Here is a 20,532-nt window from a genome sequence, read left to right on the forward strand (position 1 = left end):
TTGCATTTTTACATGTTGAAGGACTAGTCATGCTAAATGATTTGTGTTTGATAGAGAGCCGCGTTGATACATTTCTTAAGAGAGCAAACGAAGGCAATCCCGTTTTTTTGTATGGTGCTGGATTTGCTATGCCTGCCATAATAAAAAAGTTAGAGAAATATAATTTTAATATTTTTGGTATCTGCGACTCTAATCCAGACAAGCTAGGTTCTTATCACGAGGGTAAGTACCGGATAGTTTCCTTTGAGGAGGCCATCGATCACTATCCTAATTCTACCTTTGTTATATCATCACCAATCTATTTCAAAGAGATTTACAATTCATTGATTAAGAGAGTCACACCTGCGCAGGTCTGTGATATCGATTTGGAGTGTGTGCATTATTTCGAACCCCATGAGTTCAAACAATTCTTCTGTGAAAATCTTCATGGCTTTTACCAGGTATTGGATTCATTAGCAGATGACTATTCAAAACAAACCTTTCTCAAGGTATTAAAGGCTCACCTGACCGGCGAGCGGGAAGATTTCGAGATTGCCTTTACTGGCAACGACGATTGGTATTTGTTTCGTTCCTTTATGCGGCCTTTATCGAATTCTGTTTTCCTGGATTGCGGCGCTTACGATGGTGATACAGTGCGGCTGTTCATTGAGGCATCAAATAATCAATATAGCAAGATATATGCGTTCGAACCCGATGATAGTATGCAAGATAAACTGTTTGAGGTTGCGAATTCGGCGTCACCCGGGAAAATTGAAATCATCAAACAAGGGCTTTCGAATTTTACTGGGAGCGTTTCATTGCGCTCTAATGGGATGTATTCTTACATCGATATTGACGGCGAAGATAAGCAAGCCATTCCAGTCACAACAATCGATTCCATTATGAACGGTGCGCCGGTAGATATAATAAAAATGGACATCGAAGGTTCGGAATTCGAGGCACTAAAAGGCGCCATGCAGACTATCAAAACTTTTAAGCCCAAGCTCGCAATATGTCTTTATCATAAGGTGGAAGATTTTCTCAGAATTCCTGTCTTGTTGATGGAAATGGTGCCAGAATACAAGTTTTACATCCGTCATCAGTCTCCTAGTTGCACCGATACTATATTGTTTGCATCTCTATAAAAGTTTACGTGAGGACCAAAATGCTCTCAGACGATCAGAAGCATTCTTTTCATAATAATGGATTTCTCATTATTGGTGATGTTATACCTGAGGCTATGCTAGCTCGTCTTGAGGAAGATATCTTGGAACGTATAGATGAAATGGCAGCTTATCTCAGGATTGACATTTCGGGAGTGGCTTCAGATATTGATGCAAGGATGTTGGCTCTTGAAAGTAGGTGTCCAGGTGCGTCGTTGATTTTTACACACTCCTTCATTATGACGCCGGGATTGTTTAATCTCTGGAGCGAAAGCCATTTGGTGGATATTGCCCAATCGCTGATCGGGCCTGACATAGATGGTCACCCTTTCTGGACCGTTAGGCCAAAACCCCCAAACATTGAGTTGTTTGCAGTGCCTTGGCATCAGGACAGTGCTTACCTATATAAAGAGGCAATTGAAAGTCAAATCCTCACGTTCTGGATTCCGATACGCAATGTCACCGCTAACAGCGGAGGTATGGAGTTTGCATGCGCAGAACACCGAAACGACCATGAATTGCTGCACATTCCTCATGAACAGCTTGAATTTGGCTATAAGTCTTGGTATCTGGAAATTCCGTATGAGATTGCTGAGCATTTTAACACCGAAAATTGCATTATTAAGCGAGGCTCATGCATTGTTTTCAGTCAATTTACTCCGCATAGGTCACTATTAAATACCTCTCAATCGTGCCGTTGGAGTGTCGATCTGCGTTATATTAATGCTAATGCTATCAGTGGTGTCCGCAGAGCATCAATACCATTCAGGCGAGGAGCAAAAGCCATGCGGTCATTCGTTGAAGAACAAAAGGCGGGGTATATGCAGCAACAACTAAGAGAAAAAAGGGATGCCTGGCACCATGGTGTCGAAAATGCGATTTGGAAAGAGCGTTGGATTAAAAAAACTAACTTTATATTATGAGTGAGTATTGGTGGAAGTGCTTCATATAACCGCCCACCTAGGCGGCGGTGTTGGCAAGGTGCTCTCCCGCCTGGTAGAGGCCTCGACTAGGCGCGGTGACGGCATCTATCACACTATCGCCTGTCTAGAAGCGCCGGAGAAATCCCAGTTCGTCGACCAGGTGCGAGCCCACGACGGCCAGTTATTGGTTTGCCCAAGCCAAGTAGAACTAGCCGAGCAAGTCGCGGCGGCAGATATCGTGCAGTTGGAATGGTGGCACCACCCGGCGGTGGCTGCCTGGCTAGGGGGGGAGCTACCAGCCATGCGGCTGGTGGTATGGAGTCATATCTCCGGTTTGCATGTACCCAGATTGCCAACCGCCTTCGTGACCATGCCGGCTCGATTCCTGTTCACTTCGCCCTGCAGTTGGTCGCAAGTCGCCCTGGCCGACTTGGATGGAGATGTTTGGCTGCGGGTAGACGCGGTGTTTAGCACCGGCGGTTTCGATGACCTGCCAGAACCGCAGCAACGTCCCCTGAATGGTCCACTACGAGTAGGCTATCTGGGGACCCTAAACTTCGCCAAGCTGCACCCCCGGCTGCTGGATTTTGTCGCCGCCGTGAAGCTGCCGAATTTTCGCTTGATTTTGGTGGGGGATCCGACTACTGGAGTGGAATTATTGAACGAAGCTCAGCGGCGGGGACTCGACAGCCGCTTAGCGATTCGAGGCTACCGTACCAATGTGGCGGCAGAGTTGGCGGGCTTCGACGTGTTAGCCTATCTGCTCAACCCGTTACATTACGGTACGACTGAGAATGCCCTACTCGAAGCCATGTCGATGGGAGTGATACCCATAGTGTTAAACAATCCTGCAGAACGGTATTTGGTTGAACATGGTAAAACGGGCTTGGTAGTGGACAGTCCTGCTGAATTTGCTAGAGTGCTGGCCAGACTGAATGCCCAACCCGATTTGCGTTGGCGTTTGTCACGCCAAGCCAGCCAAGATGTAAGAAAGCGTTTTGCACTAGAGCATACTGCCGATTGTCTCCTACGTCATTACCAGGCAGTTATGACCGAGTCGAAACGTGAATTGGACTTTCGGCCTGTCTTTGGCGACAGTCCGGCGGATTGGTTTCGTTCCTGTATGGGGGAGGAAGCTTATCGCTTCCGTGATGATGGCTCAGTGAACTTGGAAGGCGAACTACCCCATGTTCTATTTGAACGCTGCAAAGGTTCTGTTTTTCATTACCATCGCCAATTTCCAGGTGATCTCCGCTTGGCCAGTTGGGCGAAAATATTGGGTGCATGGAGATGAGGAGATTGGAATTACCCGATCGAAGCCAAAGCAAAATGTTGCTGGACGATCTTGTGGTACGCATTCCTACGGTTGCTCCTCAGCTTGTAGACCGGCCTCTGGTTCTGTACGGCGCTGGCAAATTGGGACAATTGGCTGCTCAATTAATGGATTTCTTGGGTATTCCTATTGCCTATGCGATCGATCGATCCCCTCCTGCTAATAATCTGCTGTTGGATCGTATTCCGGTTTACCTGCCTGAAGAAGCACCAAAGAAAAATCATGCCAGCCACTTAGTGGCGGTATGCGTGGTGGTGGCGCCCTATACACCTATTCAATCTTATTTGCACACAATGGGCTGGCTTCATGTGCGGCCCTTCTATGATGTGGCTGAGGCTTATGCTGGACGAGTGCCCCTAAACAACGGTTGGTTTGCCGGTGCTTTGAATACCAATGATCGTGAGCAAATAAGTCGGCTCCTCGATGCATGGTACGATGATATTTCCCGGGCTGCTCATTTGCAATTTTTGGCCTGGAGGGTGCATCGCGAGGAATGGTTGTTCTCAGCCGCGCCGGTAACTATTGATAATCGTTACTTTATTCCAGAGGTTTTATCGGCTCTAAACTCAGAAGAATGTTTTCTTGACGCAGGAGCTTGGCGCGGCACGGTGTGCCAGCGTTTTTTGATTGAATCCAAGGGAAAGTTTGAACAAATCGTAGCCATTGAGGCGGATAAAGACAATGCTTGCGCTTTGCGGGATTGGGTAAAGAGTCTGCAGCCAGATCAAAAGAACCGTATTCAAATTAGGGAGTGCGCTCTATCTGAAGAACAAGGATGTTTTCCCTTTGCCCATGGTTACGACCTAACATCCCGTTTGATGCCAAAAGCTATGGGAAACGTAGAAACTTTTACCTTGGATTATCTTAATATTCCTTGCAGCGTTGCAAAAATCCATCTTGAAGGCGGCGAACTAGCTGCTTTGCAAGGTGGGTTGAAGACCTTAAAGCGATATCGACCAATACTGGCAATTACGGTCTATCATAATTGTGATGGCCTTTGGCGCACAGCGACTTGGCTCATGGAACATTTGTCGGAATATCTTTTTCTGTTTCGTATGCATGCCTGGTGCGGCACGGGTGCCGTGATTTATGCTATTCCAAAGGAACGTCAAGTTTAAGATGAGTTGTTGTAATTTAATAGATTTGGCTTCATCTGAAATCCTGCTCGACCACTTAATCTCAATGAGTCGAAGACTGAGTTTTCGATAATGTCTATTTGTAACCGGTTTCCGTCCGTACATGGCAGTTAGGGTAATCGTTTAGCCCCCATCACTAAAAAAGTAGCAACTCACGTTAAAACATGAAAAGCTATAGGACATGACGTTGAGCGACCGAGACCTTAGCCAAATGGACACGGACTATCTGGATGATTTGCCGGAGGGTGAGTTGCGTCCATTGAGTAAGCAACTGTTGGCGGATCTCAAAGAAGCCCGAGAACGACTCAAACAATCCCCGGATACGAGTTCGCGTCCGCCGTCATCCCGGGAGCCTTGGCAATCGAATCAATCCAGCGCCGAACCGTCGGAAGAAGCGCCGGCAACGGACGACTTGTCGGCACTGGATTCGTCTGAGTCTTCGTCAGATGACTTACCTAGCCAGGACTCGGCAACACCTCCGGCGGCGACCGGTGATAGCGNAAAGCCTAAAAAAGCCGGGCGCCAAGTCGGTAGCCCAGGCTATAGCCGCAACCTGACCTTACCGGTGACACGGACAATTGAGCATCGCCCGGATTGCTGCGCCGCGTGTAGGCAATCGTTTGCCGACAACACCGACTACCGACCCTGGAACGCCCGGTTCGAACTGGAGCTTGAAATCGGCAACGCCGAATCGCCGAAATTACAAATCGAACATAGCCGACATGACTACTTCTCGGCGACCTGTCCCTGCGGTCATCAANCCCNNGCCGAGCCCGGGCGAGGCGCCGACGAAGATGGCTGGAGCGTAGCCCTGAGCGAATGGCATCTGTGCGGCCCTCGGTTGGTTAGCTTTTTGGTTTATCTCTCATTGTCCCTACGGGCATCGCGCAGCAGAATCCAAGCCTATTTGCGCGATTGGCTGGGAATCTACCTCAGCACCAGCACCATCAATCAATGCATTCATGAAGCGGGACGTGCCGTTGCGCCGGTCGTTGACGAGCAGTTGATCGCGGAACTCAAGGCCGCCGGCCTCTTACATATCGATGAAACACCCTGGAAAGAAGCCGGGCAGTTATTTTGGCTCTGGGTCTTTGTCAGCGCACAGACGGTGATTTATCAAGTGGGCAAACGCCATCGTCTCGTCGTGAACCAGCTCTTAGGGGAAGCGTTTTGCGGCTTACTGATGACCGACGGCTACAGCGTCTATCGCATCTTTCCTAGGCGCTTGCGCTGTTGGGCGCACTTGGTGCGCAAGGCCCGAGCACTGTATCAGTTCCTGGATAGCGAAGGACAAGCTTTCGGCGAAGCCTTGTTATTGGCCATGATCCTGTTGATGCGCAACATCCACCGACTCCGCGAATCGCCGCCGGATGCCGAATCCTTATGGGCGCAGAATCAACAGTTGCTGACCTTGCTGCGCTCGCTCTGCGAGACGCACCGAGACATCGCGCATGTTGACAGCCGACAATTAGCCGGCGAATTTCTCAACGATTGGGAGGCCATCGTGCGCGTGGTCGAAACGCCGGCGCATCCATTGACCAACAACGTCGCGGAACGCAGTTTGCGGCACTGGGTATTGCTGCGCAAAATCACCTTCGGTTCGCGGACGGCCCAAGGCAGTCGCGTGGTTGCCTTGCTGGCGAGCGTGATTGATACCGCGCGTTTGAGAGACCTGAATCCTTGGGAGTTTATTGCTCAAACACTGGCCGAACGCCGTAAAAACCAACCTGTCCCTCGTTTGCCTATGCCGGTTTTGGCGTGATAGGAACAGGGGGGGGGCTAAACGATTACCAGTTAGGTAAAATTAGAGATTCTCGATGAATTGTCGGATAATAACTGAACGAAGCTGAAGCCAACTGGTTTGTTCGCATCGGCTCTACACGGCGAGCGAAACTCCCTAAGTCATATTTTTACTAAGTAAACTATAATGATGTCAACTACTGATAATAAGCCTTTTATTTCTATTTTAATGCCAACTTACAATCATGGAGCTTATATAAAAAAAGCTATTGAAAGCGTTTTGTCATGTGATTCTGTTGAAATAGAGCTAATTATTGGAAATAATTGTTCGGAAGACAATACAGATGCTGTTATTGAGCCCTATCTTAGTGATAATAGAGTGGTTTATTTTAGAAATGAAGAAAATATAGGGATGGGAGCTAATGGGTTTAAGTGTATATCCTTGGCTAAAGGTGTCTTTAGTTTATTGTTGGCATCAGACGACTATTTGTATCCTGGTTTTATCGAGTTGATTTATCTTGGGTTTTTGAAAAATAAGAATATCGATGTATTTTATTCTAATGTTAATTATGTTAACGAGAAAGGTAAATTAACATCGATAAATAAGCATCCAGGACTGGTTGATTTTAGTTATACAGGATTAAGAAACGAATTTGCTACCATTATCAGCTCTGGGGTACATATTAAGATTGGGGCTTGTGCGATAAAGACAGGTTTTCTTAAGGATTATATTAAAGACTTCTCAGTGTCTTCGTTTCCTGATGGTTTTGTTGGTTATGACACTGATATCCTTTTGTTTTTATCTCAAAATGGGGCTTGTTTTTCATATACGAATACTATACATGCTGTACATCGTAAGCACGAAAATCAATCATCTGGTCAGTTTCAATATCATAAAGGACAGCATTTAATTGATAACTTATTTTTGTGGGAAAAATACATAACAAATAAAAATTTACATAGGCTTTCAGGTTTTGAAGAGAAAATTCTAAATTTCATTGAGTTTAATATAGCGCTTTTAAAAAAGAATGCTAGTAATCCAGAAAAGATTTTGTCTGAACTTGGCTGTCGTATCGATGCTGTTAAGTCAAAAATAATAAAAAGTTCTAATCGATTACGTCCTTTATCTGCTAAACCTCTGGTTACTGTCGTGATGCCGACTAAGAACAGGCCGGAATTACTGCAATATGCGCTCAAGTCGATTATTGAGCAAGTTTATGATAACTGGCAGGCTATTGTCATCAACGATGGCGGCTGTGATGTCGGCCCCTTAGTAGAGGCAATTGATCAAGGTCGCAATAAAATTCATTATATACATTTGCCGTCATCTAAGGGACATGCAGCAGCTAGAAATGTTGGTCTTGAACTAGCTCAAGGTGAGATTATTACTTACTTAGACGATGATGATATGTATTTTCCAAATCACCTTGAGATTGTTGTTAATGCGCTGATTAATTCTAGTGATCCAGTAGTATTTACACAGGGCGAGTGGGTTTCTGAAACTATTGAAAATGGTGAGAGAATAGATATAAAGAAAGAATATCCATATATTAATTCTGAACATTCACTAGATAAGCTACTTGTTAAAAACTACATTGGGCTAATTTTTCTGGCACATAGAAAGTCATGTCTTATTAAAATTCGAGGATTTGATGAATCATTAACTGCTTTAGTAGACTGGGATTTAATATTGTCACTTTCAATGCATTTTAAAATTCGAAGGTTAGATGATATAACAGTCCAAGCTCGTTCAAGAAATAATGTTAAAGACAATGTTTCTAGAAATGAACGGAAAAACTTTTTCGATCTCTTTAGTCGAATTTATAAAAAATACCCGGTAGACGATCCCGCGATTCAAGCGCAACGAAATTCATTACTAGAATATTTTCAAAAAGAACAGAGTCGATCGGGTAATCAAGCTTCTGGCCCCATTACAATAAATTATAAACAAAATAAGGCCGATCAACCCAAACCAGCCGACCTTTATAAGCAATGGTTACAGGAAAGGCAAATCACCGAAGCCGACGCCCAATTATTCGCCGAACGCATGTTGCGTGATTGGCGATTACAACCGATTATTCATATTTTAGTCGAGGTTGCGCCTGGGGAAGAACAGGGTTTGGCGGATACGATCGATAGCCTGTCTCAGCAGTTATACGGCGAATGGCGATTGGTGATTCTGGCGCCTTTCCCGGCGCCGGACAGCTCTTTTGATGAAATCGATATCGTCAGTTGGCATGTTGTGAATGATAGCGCCAGTCGTCAAAATACATTGAATGCGTTACTCAGTGACGATGAGCGTGTTTGGTTTTGGCGATTGCCCGCTGGCACGCAATGGGAAGTGCAAGCCTTGCTCTGTTTAGGCGACTATATCAATTTGTATCCGCAGGCGCGCTTGTTTTATTGTGACGATGATGAACGCGGCTCAACCGGCGGTTATCAAAACCCCCGCTTTAAACCCGATGTCAACATCGATTATCTTTATTCCTATAACTATCTAGGTGCGTGTGCAATATCGGCACAGGCGCTTAAAGTTTTAGGCGGTTGGCATACGGATGGCGAAGCGCAAAGTTACGATTTTGCCTTGCATGTGCTGGATCAGTGTGGCGAGGCTGCATTGGCTCATATCCCCGAAGTATTAATTCATCTGCCGCCAAATAAAATACAAAGTCTAACGGAATCGTTACACCGACAGGCGTTGATGGAACATTTCAAAAGGCGAAATATCGAGGTGGATATTCAAGAAGGGTATTTGCCGAATACCTTCAATATTGTTTATCGCTGGCCGCAAACGCCGCTGGTTTCCATTATAATCCCTACGCGTGACCGGCTGGATTTATTAAAGCCCTGCGTCGAAAGTTTGCTCGATAAAACTCAATATCCAAACTATGAAGTCTTGGTCGTCGATAACCAAAGTGAAAAGTCGGAGACTTTGGAATATTTCCAAAAATTAGAGCAGGAATATAATCACGTTCGGGTTATTAAATATGCCAAGCCTTATAATTATTCCGCGATTAACAACGCTGCGGCCGAGCAAGCCAATGGCGACTACTTAGTTTTATTGAATAACGATACCGTTATTATTCAGGAGCAATGGCTGGAGCGTTTGCTCAATCACGGTTTGCGCGATGAAGTCGGTATTGTTGGCGCGCGCTTGGTTTTTCCGAACCAAACCCTGCAACACGCCGGCGTGATTTTGGGCATGGGGCCGTTCGGCGTCGCCGATCATCCACATATCAGTCTGCCCTTAACCGATCCCGGTTATATGAACCGGGCGCAAGTCGTACAAAATTTTTCGGCCGTGACCGCCGCTTGTTTATTGATCCGGAAATCGATTTATTTTGATGTCGGCGGCTTGGATGCGGAAAACTTCAAGGTGCTGTTCAATGATGTCGATTTGTGCCTGAAAGTACGCGAACGGGGTTATAAAATCGTTTGGACACCTTATGTGACCGAAGTACATCATGGTTCCAGTTCCATCAAAGCGGACAGAAATCCCGATAATGTCAAGCGTGCCCGGCAAGAAGCCGACGGCATGGTGAAAAAATGGCTCCCGCAACTGGCCAACGATCCTGCCTATAACCGCAATCTCAGTCTCAAGCACCGTCATTTTCAAATCGAAACCGAAACTGATGTGACCTGGAATCCTGATTTTCATGATCGTTTGCGGGTTTATGCCTTCCCTGGCAACGATACCGGCATTGGCGAATATCGAGTCAGAGCGCCTTTACGGGTATTGACCAATGCGGCGATGATACAAAGCAGTCTCTTGCCGAACCATAGCGAAACGCTGATTCCCGATATTGTCGAAATCGAGCGGGTTAAGCCTGATGTAATGATGCTGCAAAACGGTTTTGCCGATTATTTGATCAATGCTTGGACGCAATATAAGCGTTTTAACAATGTTTTCCAGATTTTTTCGCAAGATGATTTGATTCATATGTTGCCGAAAAAACATCCGTTGCAAGGCAAGTGGCCGAAGGATTTGCGTAAGCGTTTAAGAAAATTGTTGGAGCAGTCCGACCGTTTGATTGTGGCTACCGAACCATTGAAAGAAGAATACGGCAAATATAGCCAAGATGTGCGCCTGGTGCCGAATTATCTTGAAAAAGCACGTTGGCTGGGTTTGGATATCAAATTCACCGAACAGCGAGATGGCAAGCCGCGTGTCGGTTGGGCCGGAGGAGGGCAGCATCAGGGGGATTTGGAATTGATTTTGCCGGTGGTTGAGGCGACTGCAAATGAAATCGATTGGGTGTTTATGGGGATGTGTCCAGATATGCTCAGGCCTTTTAGTAAAGAATTTCACAGTGGTGTTTTATTCGATCAGTACCCGGCTAAACTTGCCAGTCTGGATTTGGATTTGGCGATCGCACCGTTGGAATACAATAATTTCAACATGGCGAAAACCAATTTGCGTTTACTGGAGTACGGTATTTTGGGATGGCCGGTCGTCTGTTCCGATGTGTATCCCTATCAAAATGCTCCGGTAACGCGGGTTGGTCATAATGCGAGTTATTGGATCAAGACGGTCAGAGAAAAGTTGGCCGAGCCGGATGCTTTGCGTGCAGAAGGGCTGGCTTTACAGCAATGGGTGTTGGTGAATTTCATGTTGGAGGACCACCTGGATGAATGGTTTAGCGCATTGACGCCATGATGACGGGCTTTTGATATATCGCGCCCAAAAAATATTAAAGCTTGGAAAGCTTTGGTCGATAACTTCAGCGAGATAAAAAGAAAGTCTTAACCAGTTTCGATCAGAACATAAACGTAGTTAATAAGGAGAGTCATCATGGCACAAGTCATTAACACCAATGTTGCCTCGCTCAATGCGCAGCGGCAACTGAACAAATCACAAAGCGCGATGCAAACCAACCTGCAACGCCTGTCTTCCGGCTTACGTATCAACAGTGCCAAAGACGACGCGGCCGGCTTGGCGATTTCCAACCGCTTCCAATCCCAAATCAACGGCCTTAACCAAGCCTCCCGTAACGCCAATGACGGCATCTCCTTGGCGCAAACTGCCGAAGGCGCGCTGGACGAGGTCACCAACGCGCTGCAACGCATGCGTACCCTGGCCGTACAAGCGGCCAACGACACCAACTCCGCTTCCGACCGGCAAGCGCTGCAGGCTGAAGTCCGGCAATTGGTCGATGAGATCAACCGGATCGGTGGCACGACGGAGTTTAACGGCAAGAAGTTATTGAACGGCGAAGATAGCGAATTTAGTTTCCAAATTGGCGCTAATGCCGGCCAACAACTCAACGTCAAAATGGCCGATATGCGCGCCAGTGCCTTGGGTCAACAACCAGGTGCCGTGCAAACTACAGGTACCCGGGTGGCGTTGGGTGCCAATGAATCAGGCAATGTCGGTATCCAAGATTTAACTGCGGCTGGCGCATTGTCCGGAGCCGCTGTTTCGTCTGGTCAATTTACGATTGAAGTTGCTGGCCAATCCACAGTGGATATTGCCGAAACCCGTTATGGCGGAAACATTGAATGGAAATCCAGTGGCGATTTGACCAATGTCAATTCTCTTGATTATGGCGGCGGTATTGCCAAAGACATTGCGGCCAGGATTAATGACATCGCAGCTAAAGGGCTGACTGATGCCAGTGGACAAGCTATCTTGCAAGACGTTTATGCAAAGGCGGAAACCAGTTTCTCTATCACTAGCGTGGCCAGTGGCGATGCTACTGCTGCCATGGCTTCTGGTGCCCCGATTGACGGCTACAGGCATGTGGGTGCAGGCACCATTGCCCATGACGGCCTGACCATCAATGGCGTCAATATGGGGCCTGTGAGCTTCCAAGAAAAAGACGCGGACGGTTCGTTGGTCAATCAAATCAATTCAAAAAGCAATGTCACCGGTGTCACGGCCAGTGTCGACAAAGATGGCGTATTGCAGCTTTATGCGGAAGACGGGCGCGATATCATCATCCAAACCAAAGCGGCGGAAGACGCGAACAAGCTGTTTGCGGCAGGTGGGACGGCAGTTGATACGGCCGACACTAACCGGATAGACTTTCAGGCTGCGCTGGAACTACGGGTTGCTGGCCGTGTTACGCTCTCTGCCCAAGACACGATTACGACGAGTGGGACGGCGGCCGCTAATGCAGGATTTGCATCCGGAGCCGCTACGGCCATTGGCGATGAGATGAAGGAGAATAAGCAGGCGGTAGGTTCTATCCAGCTCGCCGATGTCACCACTGTCCGGGGTGCCAATATCCTGATGAAATCTGTGGACAGCGCCTTGTCACAAGTAGATGGTTTGCGGGCGAATTTAGGTGCGGTACAAAACCGCTTTGAAATGACCATCCGTAACCTAGATAACGTCTCGGAGAATCTGTCCGCGGCGAATTCTCGGATTCGCGATGCTGACTTCGCCGCCGAAACCACGGCGATGACACGCAATCAAATCTTGCAACAAGCCGGTATTTCGATGTTGGCGCAAGCCAATGCCCAATCGCAAAACGTGATGTCATTGTTACGGTAAGCAGTTAAAATAACCGGAACTGTCTTCCGAAGGCTGTTCCGGTTTTTAGCTAAGGGGTAAACATTATGGACACGGGAATCAAAAACGTATATCCCTCAATAGGTTCGTTGCAACCAGTGCCGGATATGAAAAAAAACCCTTTGATAGACAAGGCGACCGGTAATCCGGTCATCGCCAGTTCTGTCGATACGGTTTCAAAAAACGCGCCGGCATCCGGTGTGTTGAGCAATGTGCATACCGAAAAGGATGAAAAAAGCCAACTCGATCAGCGGGATTTGGACGACATGGTCACGCAAATCAACACCGCTCTGCAAAACGAAAGGCGCAGTATTCAGTTCAATGTGGACGAAGATAGCGGTCGGACGGTCATCAAGATCATCGATGCGAAATCCGGCGACCAGATCAAACAAATCCCGGCTGAGGAGCTTCTGAGAATTTCACGGCAGATGGCTGAGCAACTCGATCAGGACGATATTACCGGTATGTTGGTTCAGGGAAGGGTCTAACGAGGTTTAATGGAGAGCTGTCATGGCAGGCATTCAAGCCCCCGGTGTCGGGTCCAATTTAGACATCAACAACATCGTGACACAGTTGCTCTCAGCCGAGCGCAAGCCCGCGGAGACGCGCTTTGCGAGTCAGGAGGCGCTGGTCCAGGCCAGGCTGTCGACTTTGGGGATCGTCAAGAGTTCGGTTTCGGACTTTCAAAGCGCGCTGCGCGGACTCAACTCGTTGACGGCGTTTCAGAGCAAGACCGCGAGCGTCGGCAATGATCGCTTGTTTTCAACGACGGTCAGCAGCGCTGCGGTGGCCGGCAGCTATTCTGTCGAGGTCAAGCAGTTGGCGCAAGGGCAGAAACTGGCGACAAAGAGTCTTGCCGATACTTCGTCTGTGATTGGCGGCGGTAAATTGACCATCAGTTTCGGCACTTATGACGGCGACACCAACGTATTTACAGAAAACGACAAAAAACCGGCGCGGGCGATAGACATCGCGGCGGGTAGCAGTTTGGCCGACATTCGCGATTCGATTAATGGGGCCGGTATTGGCGTTACCGCGTCGATTTTGAACGACGGTAACGGTTTCCGTTTGGTGTTGGGTTCCGATAGCGGGGCGGCGAGTAGCATGAAAATCGATGTGGCCGACGCCGAGGGCAATCCGTTGCTCGATGACAGCGGTCTTGGTCAGCTGGCGTTCGATCCGACCGCCGAGGCGGGTTCCGGCAAAAACATGCAGCAAACGCTTGAAGCAAGGGATGCACAGCTGATGGTGGACGGTATCGAGGTTTCGCGTTCGACTAACTCGATCAGTGGCGTCATTAGCGGCGTAACGCTGGATTTGAAGGAAATGGCCGAGGGTGCGCCGACCACATTGTCGATCCAAGCGAATAAGGACAGCATCAAGGAGGCGGTGGAAAATTTCGTTACCAGTTATAACGAGCTTCGGGGTGTGCTGAACAAGTCCAGCGTCTATGACGCGGAAGAAAAAAAGGCGTCTTTATTGACCGGCGATTCCGCGATCCGCAGCATCAATAATCAAATGCAGCGAATCATGGGCAATGTCGTGACCGGCTTATCCGGGCCTTTGCGAGCACTGGCCGATATCGGTATTACGACCGCACGGGACGGCACGTTGAGTTTGGATAATACGCGCATGAATCGGGCTTTGGATGCCAATATCGATGATTTTGCGGCGTTGTTTACGACGGTCGGTCGCGCATCGGGCAATAACATCAGTTACTTCGCGTCATCCAGTGAAACCAAGGTGGGTAGTTATGCTGTCAATATTACGCAATTAGCCAGTCAAGGGGCTTATACCGGCGGCGATATCGGCAGCGAGCCATTCGATATCGCCGAGGGCAGCGCCTTCCGGATCACTGTCGATGGTGCCCAATCGGGGACGATCACGCTGGGTGAAAAAACGGGTTTGACCGGTAATGAGTTGGCGCGCGAACTGCAGAGTCAGATCAACAAGGATTCGGCGTTGTTGAACGCTAATCGTTCGGTGCAAGTCTCTTTCGAGGATGGAAAATTATCGATTAAATCCGCGCGCTACGGCAGCGATTCGACGATAGCCATCGGCAACATCAACGCTGGTAGCTCATCTTTAGGCTTGTTCAATGCGACCGGTTTGGCGGGACAGGATGTCGCCGGCACAATTGGCGGTGTTAGTGCAACGGGCAATGGAACGCGCTTGACCGGAGCCGGTGATGCTGCAGGTTTGCAGATTGACGTGATCGGTGGAGTTTTGGGGGAGCGAGGCACGGTGAGTTTTACTAAGGGTTTTGCACAAGAGCTGAATACCTTGGTCGGCAGTTTTTTGTCGAGCGATGGCGTGCTGACGCAGCGTACTAACGATTTCAATCGGGAAATTAAGGAAATAGAAGGTAGAAGAACACGATTGAACGAACGAATGGAGAGCCTGGAAACACGACTCAGGGCTCAGTTCATGGCGATGGATTTGATGGTTGGGCAAATGCGCGCGACCAGCGATTTCTTGAGCGCACAGCTGCAAAATTTACCGAGCGCCAACAGTAAATAAGTAATTACGAACGAAGATTAATGCAAGCCGCATCGAGAGAATCTCGATGCGGCTTTTTTGTGTCGACGAAATTTTGACGGAGTTGGCATTTTTTTCTGGCTTCGCGTCATGATTTTGATAATCGCGCGGTGATGGATGTGCAAAAGACTGATATTGCTACAAAAAAATATTTGGTATGGAACGTGCCTTGTGACTTATGAAAGCGATAGCCGGTTGCGGCGATCAGCGCTAATTAACAAGGCGGCTCTTTTTGGCGCCGCGTAAATACAGGGGTCAAGAAATGGCACAAATTATCAATACCAATATATCGGCGCTTACCGCGCAACGTAATTTGAACAAATCGCAATCCGCATTGCAGACCAACATGCAACGCTTATCTTCGGGTTTGCGCATCAACAGTGCGAAAGACGACGCGGCGGGGCTTGCGATTTCCAACCGCTTCCAATCGCAGATCAATGGACTCAATCAGGCCTCGCGTAACGCCAATGACGGTATATCGCTGGCGCAAACCGGCGAGGGTGCGCTCGAGGAAGTAACCAATGCGCTGCAACGGATGCGCACTCTGGCGGTACAGGCCGCCAATGATACCAACTCTGTGTCCGATCGGCAGGCTCTGCAATTGGAAGTCCGTCAATTGGTCGACGAAATCAATCGTATCGGCAATACGACCGAATTCAACAGCAAGAAATTGTTGAGCGGTGAAGATAGCGAGTTCAGTTTTCAAATCGGCGCGGGTCCCGGACAGATGTTGGCGGTCAAAATGGGCGATATGCGCGCCAGCGCGCTGGGTCAACAACCGGGCGCCGTGCAAACGGTCGGTCATCGAATCGATTTAGGAGCTGGCGGCTATGTCGGAATTGCCAAAACGGCAGATGCGGTCGCCGAAGATACTAGTTTTATCGCTTTTGGCGATTTCAAAATCGAGGTGGCCGGGTACAACGAAGTCGATATCGCCGATGCGCGTTATGGCGGTCATATTGCCTTGAGGTCATCGGGCGACATTACCGATACGACCGGTTTGAATTATGGCGCCGGTATCGCTAAAGATATCGCGGATCGAATCAACAGCATCAGGGAAGGAAACTATACAGGGACAGACGGCAAGGTCGTGCTGGAAGGCGTTTATGCGGCCGCCGAAACACGCTTCAGCGTTTTGAGCGCGGCATCCGGCGATATTAATTCCGATGGGCAAATCACCGCGCCGTTTAGTAATGTCGGGGCGGGCTCGATTACCTATGATGGTCTGGTAGTCAACGGTGTCGACATGGGGCCGGCGGTCTTCCAAAAAAATGACGCGGACGGTTCGTTGGTCAACCAAATCAACTCGAAAAGCAATTTGACCGGCGTGACCGCAAGCATCAATAAAGACGGCGCGTTGGAGTTCTACGCCGAAGATGGCCGCGATATCGTGATAGAAACCAAGAGTGGCGAAGCGTCGAATCTGCTGTTTGCCGGCGGAGGTGCTGCGGTTCATGATAATGCGGAAGCTAATTTTGCAGCTGGAGCCGGTGGTGCCGTTTCATTGAGAATTGCGGGTAATGTGACAATCTCCGCGCAGCAAACGATCACGATGACGGCCGATAAGGGGTTTGATAAGAATTTAGTGGCGGGCGATGATTTTGCCATTGGGGAGGGCATGCAAGACAATGTCCAAGCTACCGGCACGATACAAAGTGCCGATGTAACGACGGTGCAAGGAGCCAATACGCTAATGAGATCAGTCGACAGTGCCTTAGAGCAAGTCGATGGGCTCAGGGCAGTACTTGGCGCAGTGCAGAACCGCTTCGAGATGACGATCCGCAATTTGGATAATGTTGCAGAGAACCTGTCCGCCGCCAATTCTCGAATTCGCGATGCCGACTTCGCGGCCGAGACCACCGCGATGACACGCAATCAAATCTTGCAACAAGCCGGTACGGCGATATTGAGCCAAGCAAACGCGCAAGCGCAAAATGTGCTGTCCCTGTTACAAGGATGATAATTTGGCGGGAAATGCCTGATCATCTCTGGTTGGTAACCCTTGGCAGGACGGGGTTTGTAACCCATACGCATCAAGCTAAAAATCGCCATCCTCGATTTGGTGGTCGAGAGCGTACTACGCCAGGGCAAACGCATTAAAATAAATGTCATATCAATATGTTATGACTATTCAACCTAAGCTTGCAGAATATTTTATTTGTTAGTTTTTTATTTTGTGGCAATAAAGGCTGCCGCTATGAAATTACTGAAAATACTACGCATTATAACCATTTGATTTTATATGTAGTTTTAATGCGTTTACCCTGCGTACTACGCGGTTTCACAAATCCGCTTTGGGATGTATAGTTTGCGGTCCACATTACTCAATGGATAACCAGAAATGGAAGCCGCCCCGATTGAAACGCTCACACATCAAATTGACCAGTATTTAGCCACTTGGTTCGACGAAGAAACCTGTGAAACCTTGGCCAAGTCTAGCGGATTTATTCAACGCAGCACGAGTCGCTTGACCGGCAGCGATTTTTTTAAATCTGCTGACGGTCGATACGCTTAGGAACGAGCACGAAATAACTTGAGCAACTTATAAATTTACCGCTTCAGGTATGGCGACATAATTCCATTGCCTCAGATGCTTATCAAATACAATTCGCATGGATTCTTTAAAGCCCTCCACAACTTTTCTGCCCGTTTCATAAACCTTGTTAAAAATACAGGCAAAGACTTTTAATCCCGCTTTTGTTGTTGTCTTTTCAATTAACTCTTTCATAAAGACATGGCTGATTAAAATCATGCCGGATAATTCACGAGTAATATGAGGAAATACCCGGTGTTCAATGGGATTCCATTTAGAGGTGTACGGAGGATAATGCGCTATCCGTATTTCAATGCCTATTTCTGCCACTAATGCCTGCAAATCCTGTTTGAAAATATAGTGTCTGGATGAGTTACTGCCACCGCCATCCATCAGCAATAAAATGGATGTTGCCAGCGGATAGTAGAGGTTGCCATAGGTGTACCACCAGTGACGAATCGAATCACAGGAAAACTCGCTGGTGTCACGGCTTGTCCCAATGTTGACGTAGGCTTCGTTGCGCTCAGTATCATAAAGCGTATGAGGTACGGCAACGCCTTCGGCTAATGACGGAAAGTCATGATCATAAACTTCAACTGTTTGAGTGGTATAGATCTTGCCATCGCGAAACAGATTACCAATCAGCTCCTTTTTCTTGGTATCCACGCTGATGACAGGATTTCCCGCCGCCGTATATAAAGCTCTCAATTGACTGATATTCTCAAATTGCGCATTACGATTTACATGCCCGCCAGCCGCTTTCTTTTTCAAGGCCTTACGCTTCACATAATCATTCTTTTTTAATAATTTTCTGACAATATTGCGACTGACTTTGAAACCCTTTTCAGCCAATAGACAGCCCATTTTGGCACACGTCAAATTAGTCCATTTTTTCGTTTCATCCATCGGGTCGCCTGCCGTATGCTCTTTTAAAATAGACAGAAACGCGTCATTAATATCCGTGTGTTTTTTAATAGTTTGTTTTCGACCTCCGCCCGCTTTTCTATCTCGTTTTTTGGGGATAATTGCCTTCTCTTTCAGTTCATTTATCCCTCGTCGGATGGTATTGCGAGAACAGGAAAACAGCTGAGCAATATAGCTGATGCCCGCCATAAGGAAATTTTAATGCTTCAACCCCCCCGCATACAAACGCTTTACTCTTTTCGGATAGACGGTCGAACACTTCTTGCATTTGTTTTTTCAATTTCTATTGGGTAAGCAGGCTTCACTATAAGTTTTGGGGTAATGTTTTAGGTTCGTTAACTTTACCGCATTGCAACGACTACTTGCTCAAGTTATTTCGTGCTCATTCCTTAGCGAGCCGACGATTAGTTATGAAGGTTTGTGCGATAGCCTGGAGGAACGAAGCGGCGTGGATCTGACACCGCAAGCCTTGTGCGGGCGAATGAACAGCGATGGTGCGGTACAGTTTATGGAAGCGGCGCTGACCAAGACTTTGCGCGAGACGGTCGGTCCGCCTTTGACGGCACAAGAAGCCGCATGGCTAGCTCCGTTTCCTCGGGTTTTACTGCAAGACAGTAGCCAAATCGAAGTGAACGAAGCCTTGACCGAAGCGTTCAAAGGGAGTGGCGGTAACGCCAGCACGGCCAGCGTTAAAATCGACTTCAGCTATGACGTCAAAAACGAACGGGCCGAACATATCGCGATACGTCAGGGCACCGACAGCGATCAGGGTTTTGCCACAGACGTGCTCGCGCGAGTGCGTAAGGGAGATTTGATCATTCGAGATTTGGGCTATTTCAGTTTGGCGCCTTTGCTCAAATCATGCTGATCGGTGCGTATTTCTTAAGCCGACTCAGCTATACCGTCAATCTCTATAAGAGCGCCGATGAAGCCGCGTCACCGATTAATCTGATCCAGTACATCAATCGTTTCGGCGGTGGTCAGCAAACGATGGAGTTTTCGCTGTTTGTCGGTGAGAAACACCGTCTGCCCATCCGCTTAGTGGTTTATCGGCTGCCGCAAGAGGTCTACCGGAAGCGACAAAAAGCGGCGATTAAAACGGCCAAACGCAAAGGGCGCCGGGCGCGCTTGTCCTACTTGAAATTTCTCAAGTATAGCTTCTTCATGACCAACGTCCCCGCCGATGTTTGGCCGAAAGAAGCGTTAGGTACCCTGTACCGCTTGCGTTGGCAAGTCGAATTGACGTTTAAACACTGGAAATCGTTGTTCTGCATCGACCTCTTGAAAGGCACGCGTCTGGAACGTATCCGATGTCTTCTCTATGGGTGTCTGATCGTCATTCTGACCGTGCAACGGTTGCTCGCGCTGGCTGCACGGCAGGCGGAAAACGAAGGTCGCGAACTGTCTTTTGACAAAGCTATCCAATGGTTGTTGCGACAGGATCGGTTTTTGAAAGCCTTTGTCGCGCGGCAGTTCGACACGCTGATGCGTAAGCTGTTAGGTAACCTGCGAAGGCTGCTTAAAGCCAAGCGAAAGCGGCGCACGACTCGGCAATTGATTACACAACAAGTAGGATACTTGGACAGCTTCTCAGACTCGTCGGAGGAACTCGATAACGGTTTAGCTGCGGGGAGCTACGCTTAGCTTGATGCGTATGGGTTTGTAACCCCGTCCTAAACGTTCCGGTCGTGGTCAAGGCTGAATTGGCTACACTGGCCCCCAAAGTACGCGGCGTTCACACGGGGCTTG

General features: G+C 48.2%; 14 protein-coding genes. 13 read left to right on the forward strand and 1 reads right to left on the reverse strand.

Annotated elements, in window-relative coordinates:
* The first annotated feature begins 29 nt into the window (after positions 1–29).
* The 11 genes from METBU_RS0119880 (at position 30) to METBU_RS28275 (ending at position 17,841) form a co-directional block, all read left to right on the forward strand.
* Positions 30–1,124 (forward strand): FkbM family methyltransferase, encoded by a 1,095-nt coding sequence (locus METBU_RS0119880; RefSeq protein ID WP_017842288.1) that lies wholly within the window; start codon positions 30–32, stop codon positions 1,122–1,124.
* Positions 1,125–1,144: 20 nt separating this feature from the next.
* The gene (locus METBU_RS0119885; protein WP_017842289.1) at positions 1,145–2,065 is read left to right on the forward strand and encodes a phytanoyl-CoA dioxygenase family protein; all 921 of its coding nucleotides are present in this window, start codon (positions 1,145–1,147) and stop codon (positions 2,063–2,065) included.
* 10 nt (positions 2,066–2,075) lie between these two features.
* Positions 2,076–3,359 (forward strand): glycosyltransferase family 4 protein, encoded by a 1,284-nt coding sequence (locus METBU_RS0119890; RefSeq protein WP_017842290.1) that lies wholly within the window; start codon positions 2,076–2,078, stop codon positions 3,357–3,359.
* 5 nt (positions 3,360–3,364) lie between these two features.
* A complete protein-coding gene (locus tag METBU_RS0119895) occupies positions 3,365–4,516 on the forward strand; it encodes an FkbM family methyltransferase (protein ID WP_175421702.1) in 1,152 nt (383 codons plus the stop codon).
* A gap of 229 nt (positions 4,517–4,745) precedes the next feature.
* Positions 4,746–6,296, forward strand: coding sequence for an IS66 family transposase (tnpC, locus tag METBU_RS0119900; RefSeq protein ID WP_017842292.1), 1,551 nt, complete (start codon positions 4,746–4,748; stop codon positions 6,294–6,296).
* Positions 6,297–6,464: 168 nt separating this feature from the next.
* Positions 6,465–10,931 (forward strand): glycosyltransferase, encoded by a 4,467-nt coding sequence (locus METBU_RS24815; RefSeq protein ID WP_208976565.1) that lies wholly within the window; start codon positions 6,465–6,467, stop codon positions 10,929–10,931.
* Positions 10,932–11,066: 135 nt separating this feature from the next.
* Entirely contained in the window at positions 11,067–12,770 is a 1,704-nt protein-coding gene (locus tag METBU_RS29150) for a flagellin N-terminal helical domain-containing protein (protein WP_017842294.1), read from the forward strand.
* A gap of 125 nt (positions 12,771–12,895) precedes the next feature.
* Positions 12,896–13,276, forward strand: coding sequence for a flagellar protein FlaG (locus METBU_RS25510; protein WP_085986421.1), 381 nt, complete (start codon positions 12,896–12,898; stop codon positions 13,274–13,276).
* A gap of 22 nt (positions 13,277–13,298) precedes the next feature.
* On the forward strand, positions 13,299–15,308 hold the full coding sequence (fliD, locus tag METBU_RS0119920; RefSeq protein ID WP_017842296.1) for a flagellar filament capping protein FliD: 2,010 nt from the start codon (positions 13,299–13,301) through the stop codon (positions 15,306–15,308).
* 280 nt (positions 15,309–15,588) lie between these two features.
* On the forward strand, positions 15,589–17,286 hold the full coding sequence (locus tag METBU_RS29155; RefSeq protein WP_017842297.1) for a flagellin N-terminal helical domain-containing protein: 1,698 nt from the start codon (positions 15,589–15,591) through the stop codon (positions 17,284–17,286).
* Positions 17,287–17,667: 381 nt separating this feature from the next.
* Complete coding sequence (locus METBU_RS28275) at positions 17,668–17,841, forward strand: hypothetical protein (protein ID WP_017839982.1); 174 nt, start codon at positions 17,668–17,670, stop codon at positions 17,839–17,841.
* 27 nt (positions 17,842–17,868) lie between these two features.
* On the opposite strand, the gene METBU_RS24825 is transcribed toward METBU_RS28275, so the two are convergent.
* The gene (locus METBU_RS24825; RefSeq protein WP_017842298.1) at positions 17,869–18,972 is read right to left on the reverse strand and encodes an ISAzo13 family transposase; all 1,104 of its coding nucleotides are present in this window, start codon (positions 18,970–18,972) and stop codon (positions 17,869–17,871) included.
* A gap of 160 nt (positions 18,973–19,132) precedes the next feature.
* Here METBU_RS24825 and METBU_RS0119940 point away from each other — a divergent pair, with 160 nt between their 5' ends.
* Both METBU_RS0119940 and METBU_RS0119945 read left to right on the forward strand, forming a co-directional pair.
* Positions 19,133–19,651, forward strand: coding sequence for a transposase (locus tag METBU_RS0119940; RefSeq protein ID WP_186005691.1), 519 nt, complete (start codon positions 19,133–19,135; stop codon positions 19,649–19,651).
* Positions 19,645–20,427, forward strand: coding sequence for a transposase (locus METBU_RS0119945; protein ID WP_017842300.1), 783 nt, complete (start codon positions 19,645–19,647; stop codon positions 20,425–20,427). The genes METBU_RS0119940 and METBU_RS0119945 overlap by 7 nt, the downstream gene beginning before the upstream one ends.
* The last annotated feature ends 105 nt before the right edge of the window (positions 20,428–20,532 follow it).

This window comes from Methylotuvimicrobium buryatense 5G (genome assembly GCF_000341735.1).
In the GTDB taxonomy this organism is placed as follows: Bacteria; Pseudomonadota; Gammaproteobacteria; order Methylococcales; family Methylomonadaceae; genus Methylotuvimicrobium; species Methylotuvimicrobium buryatense.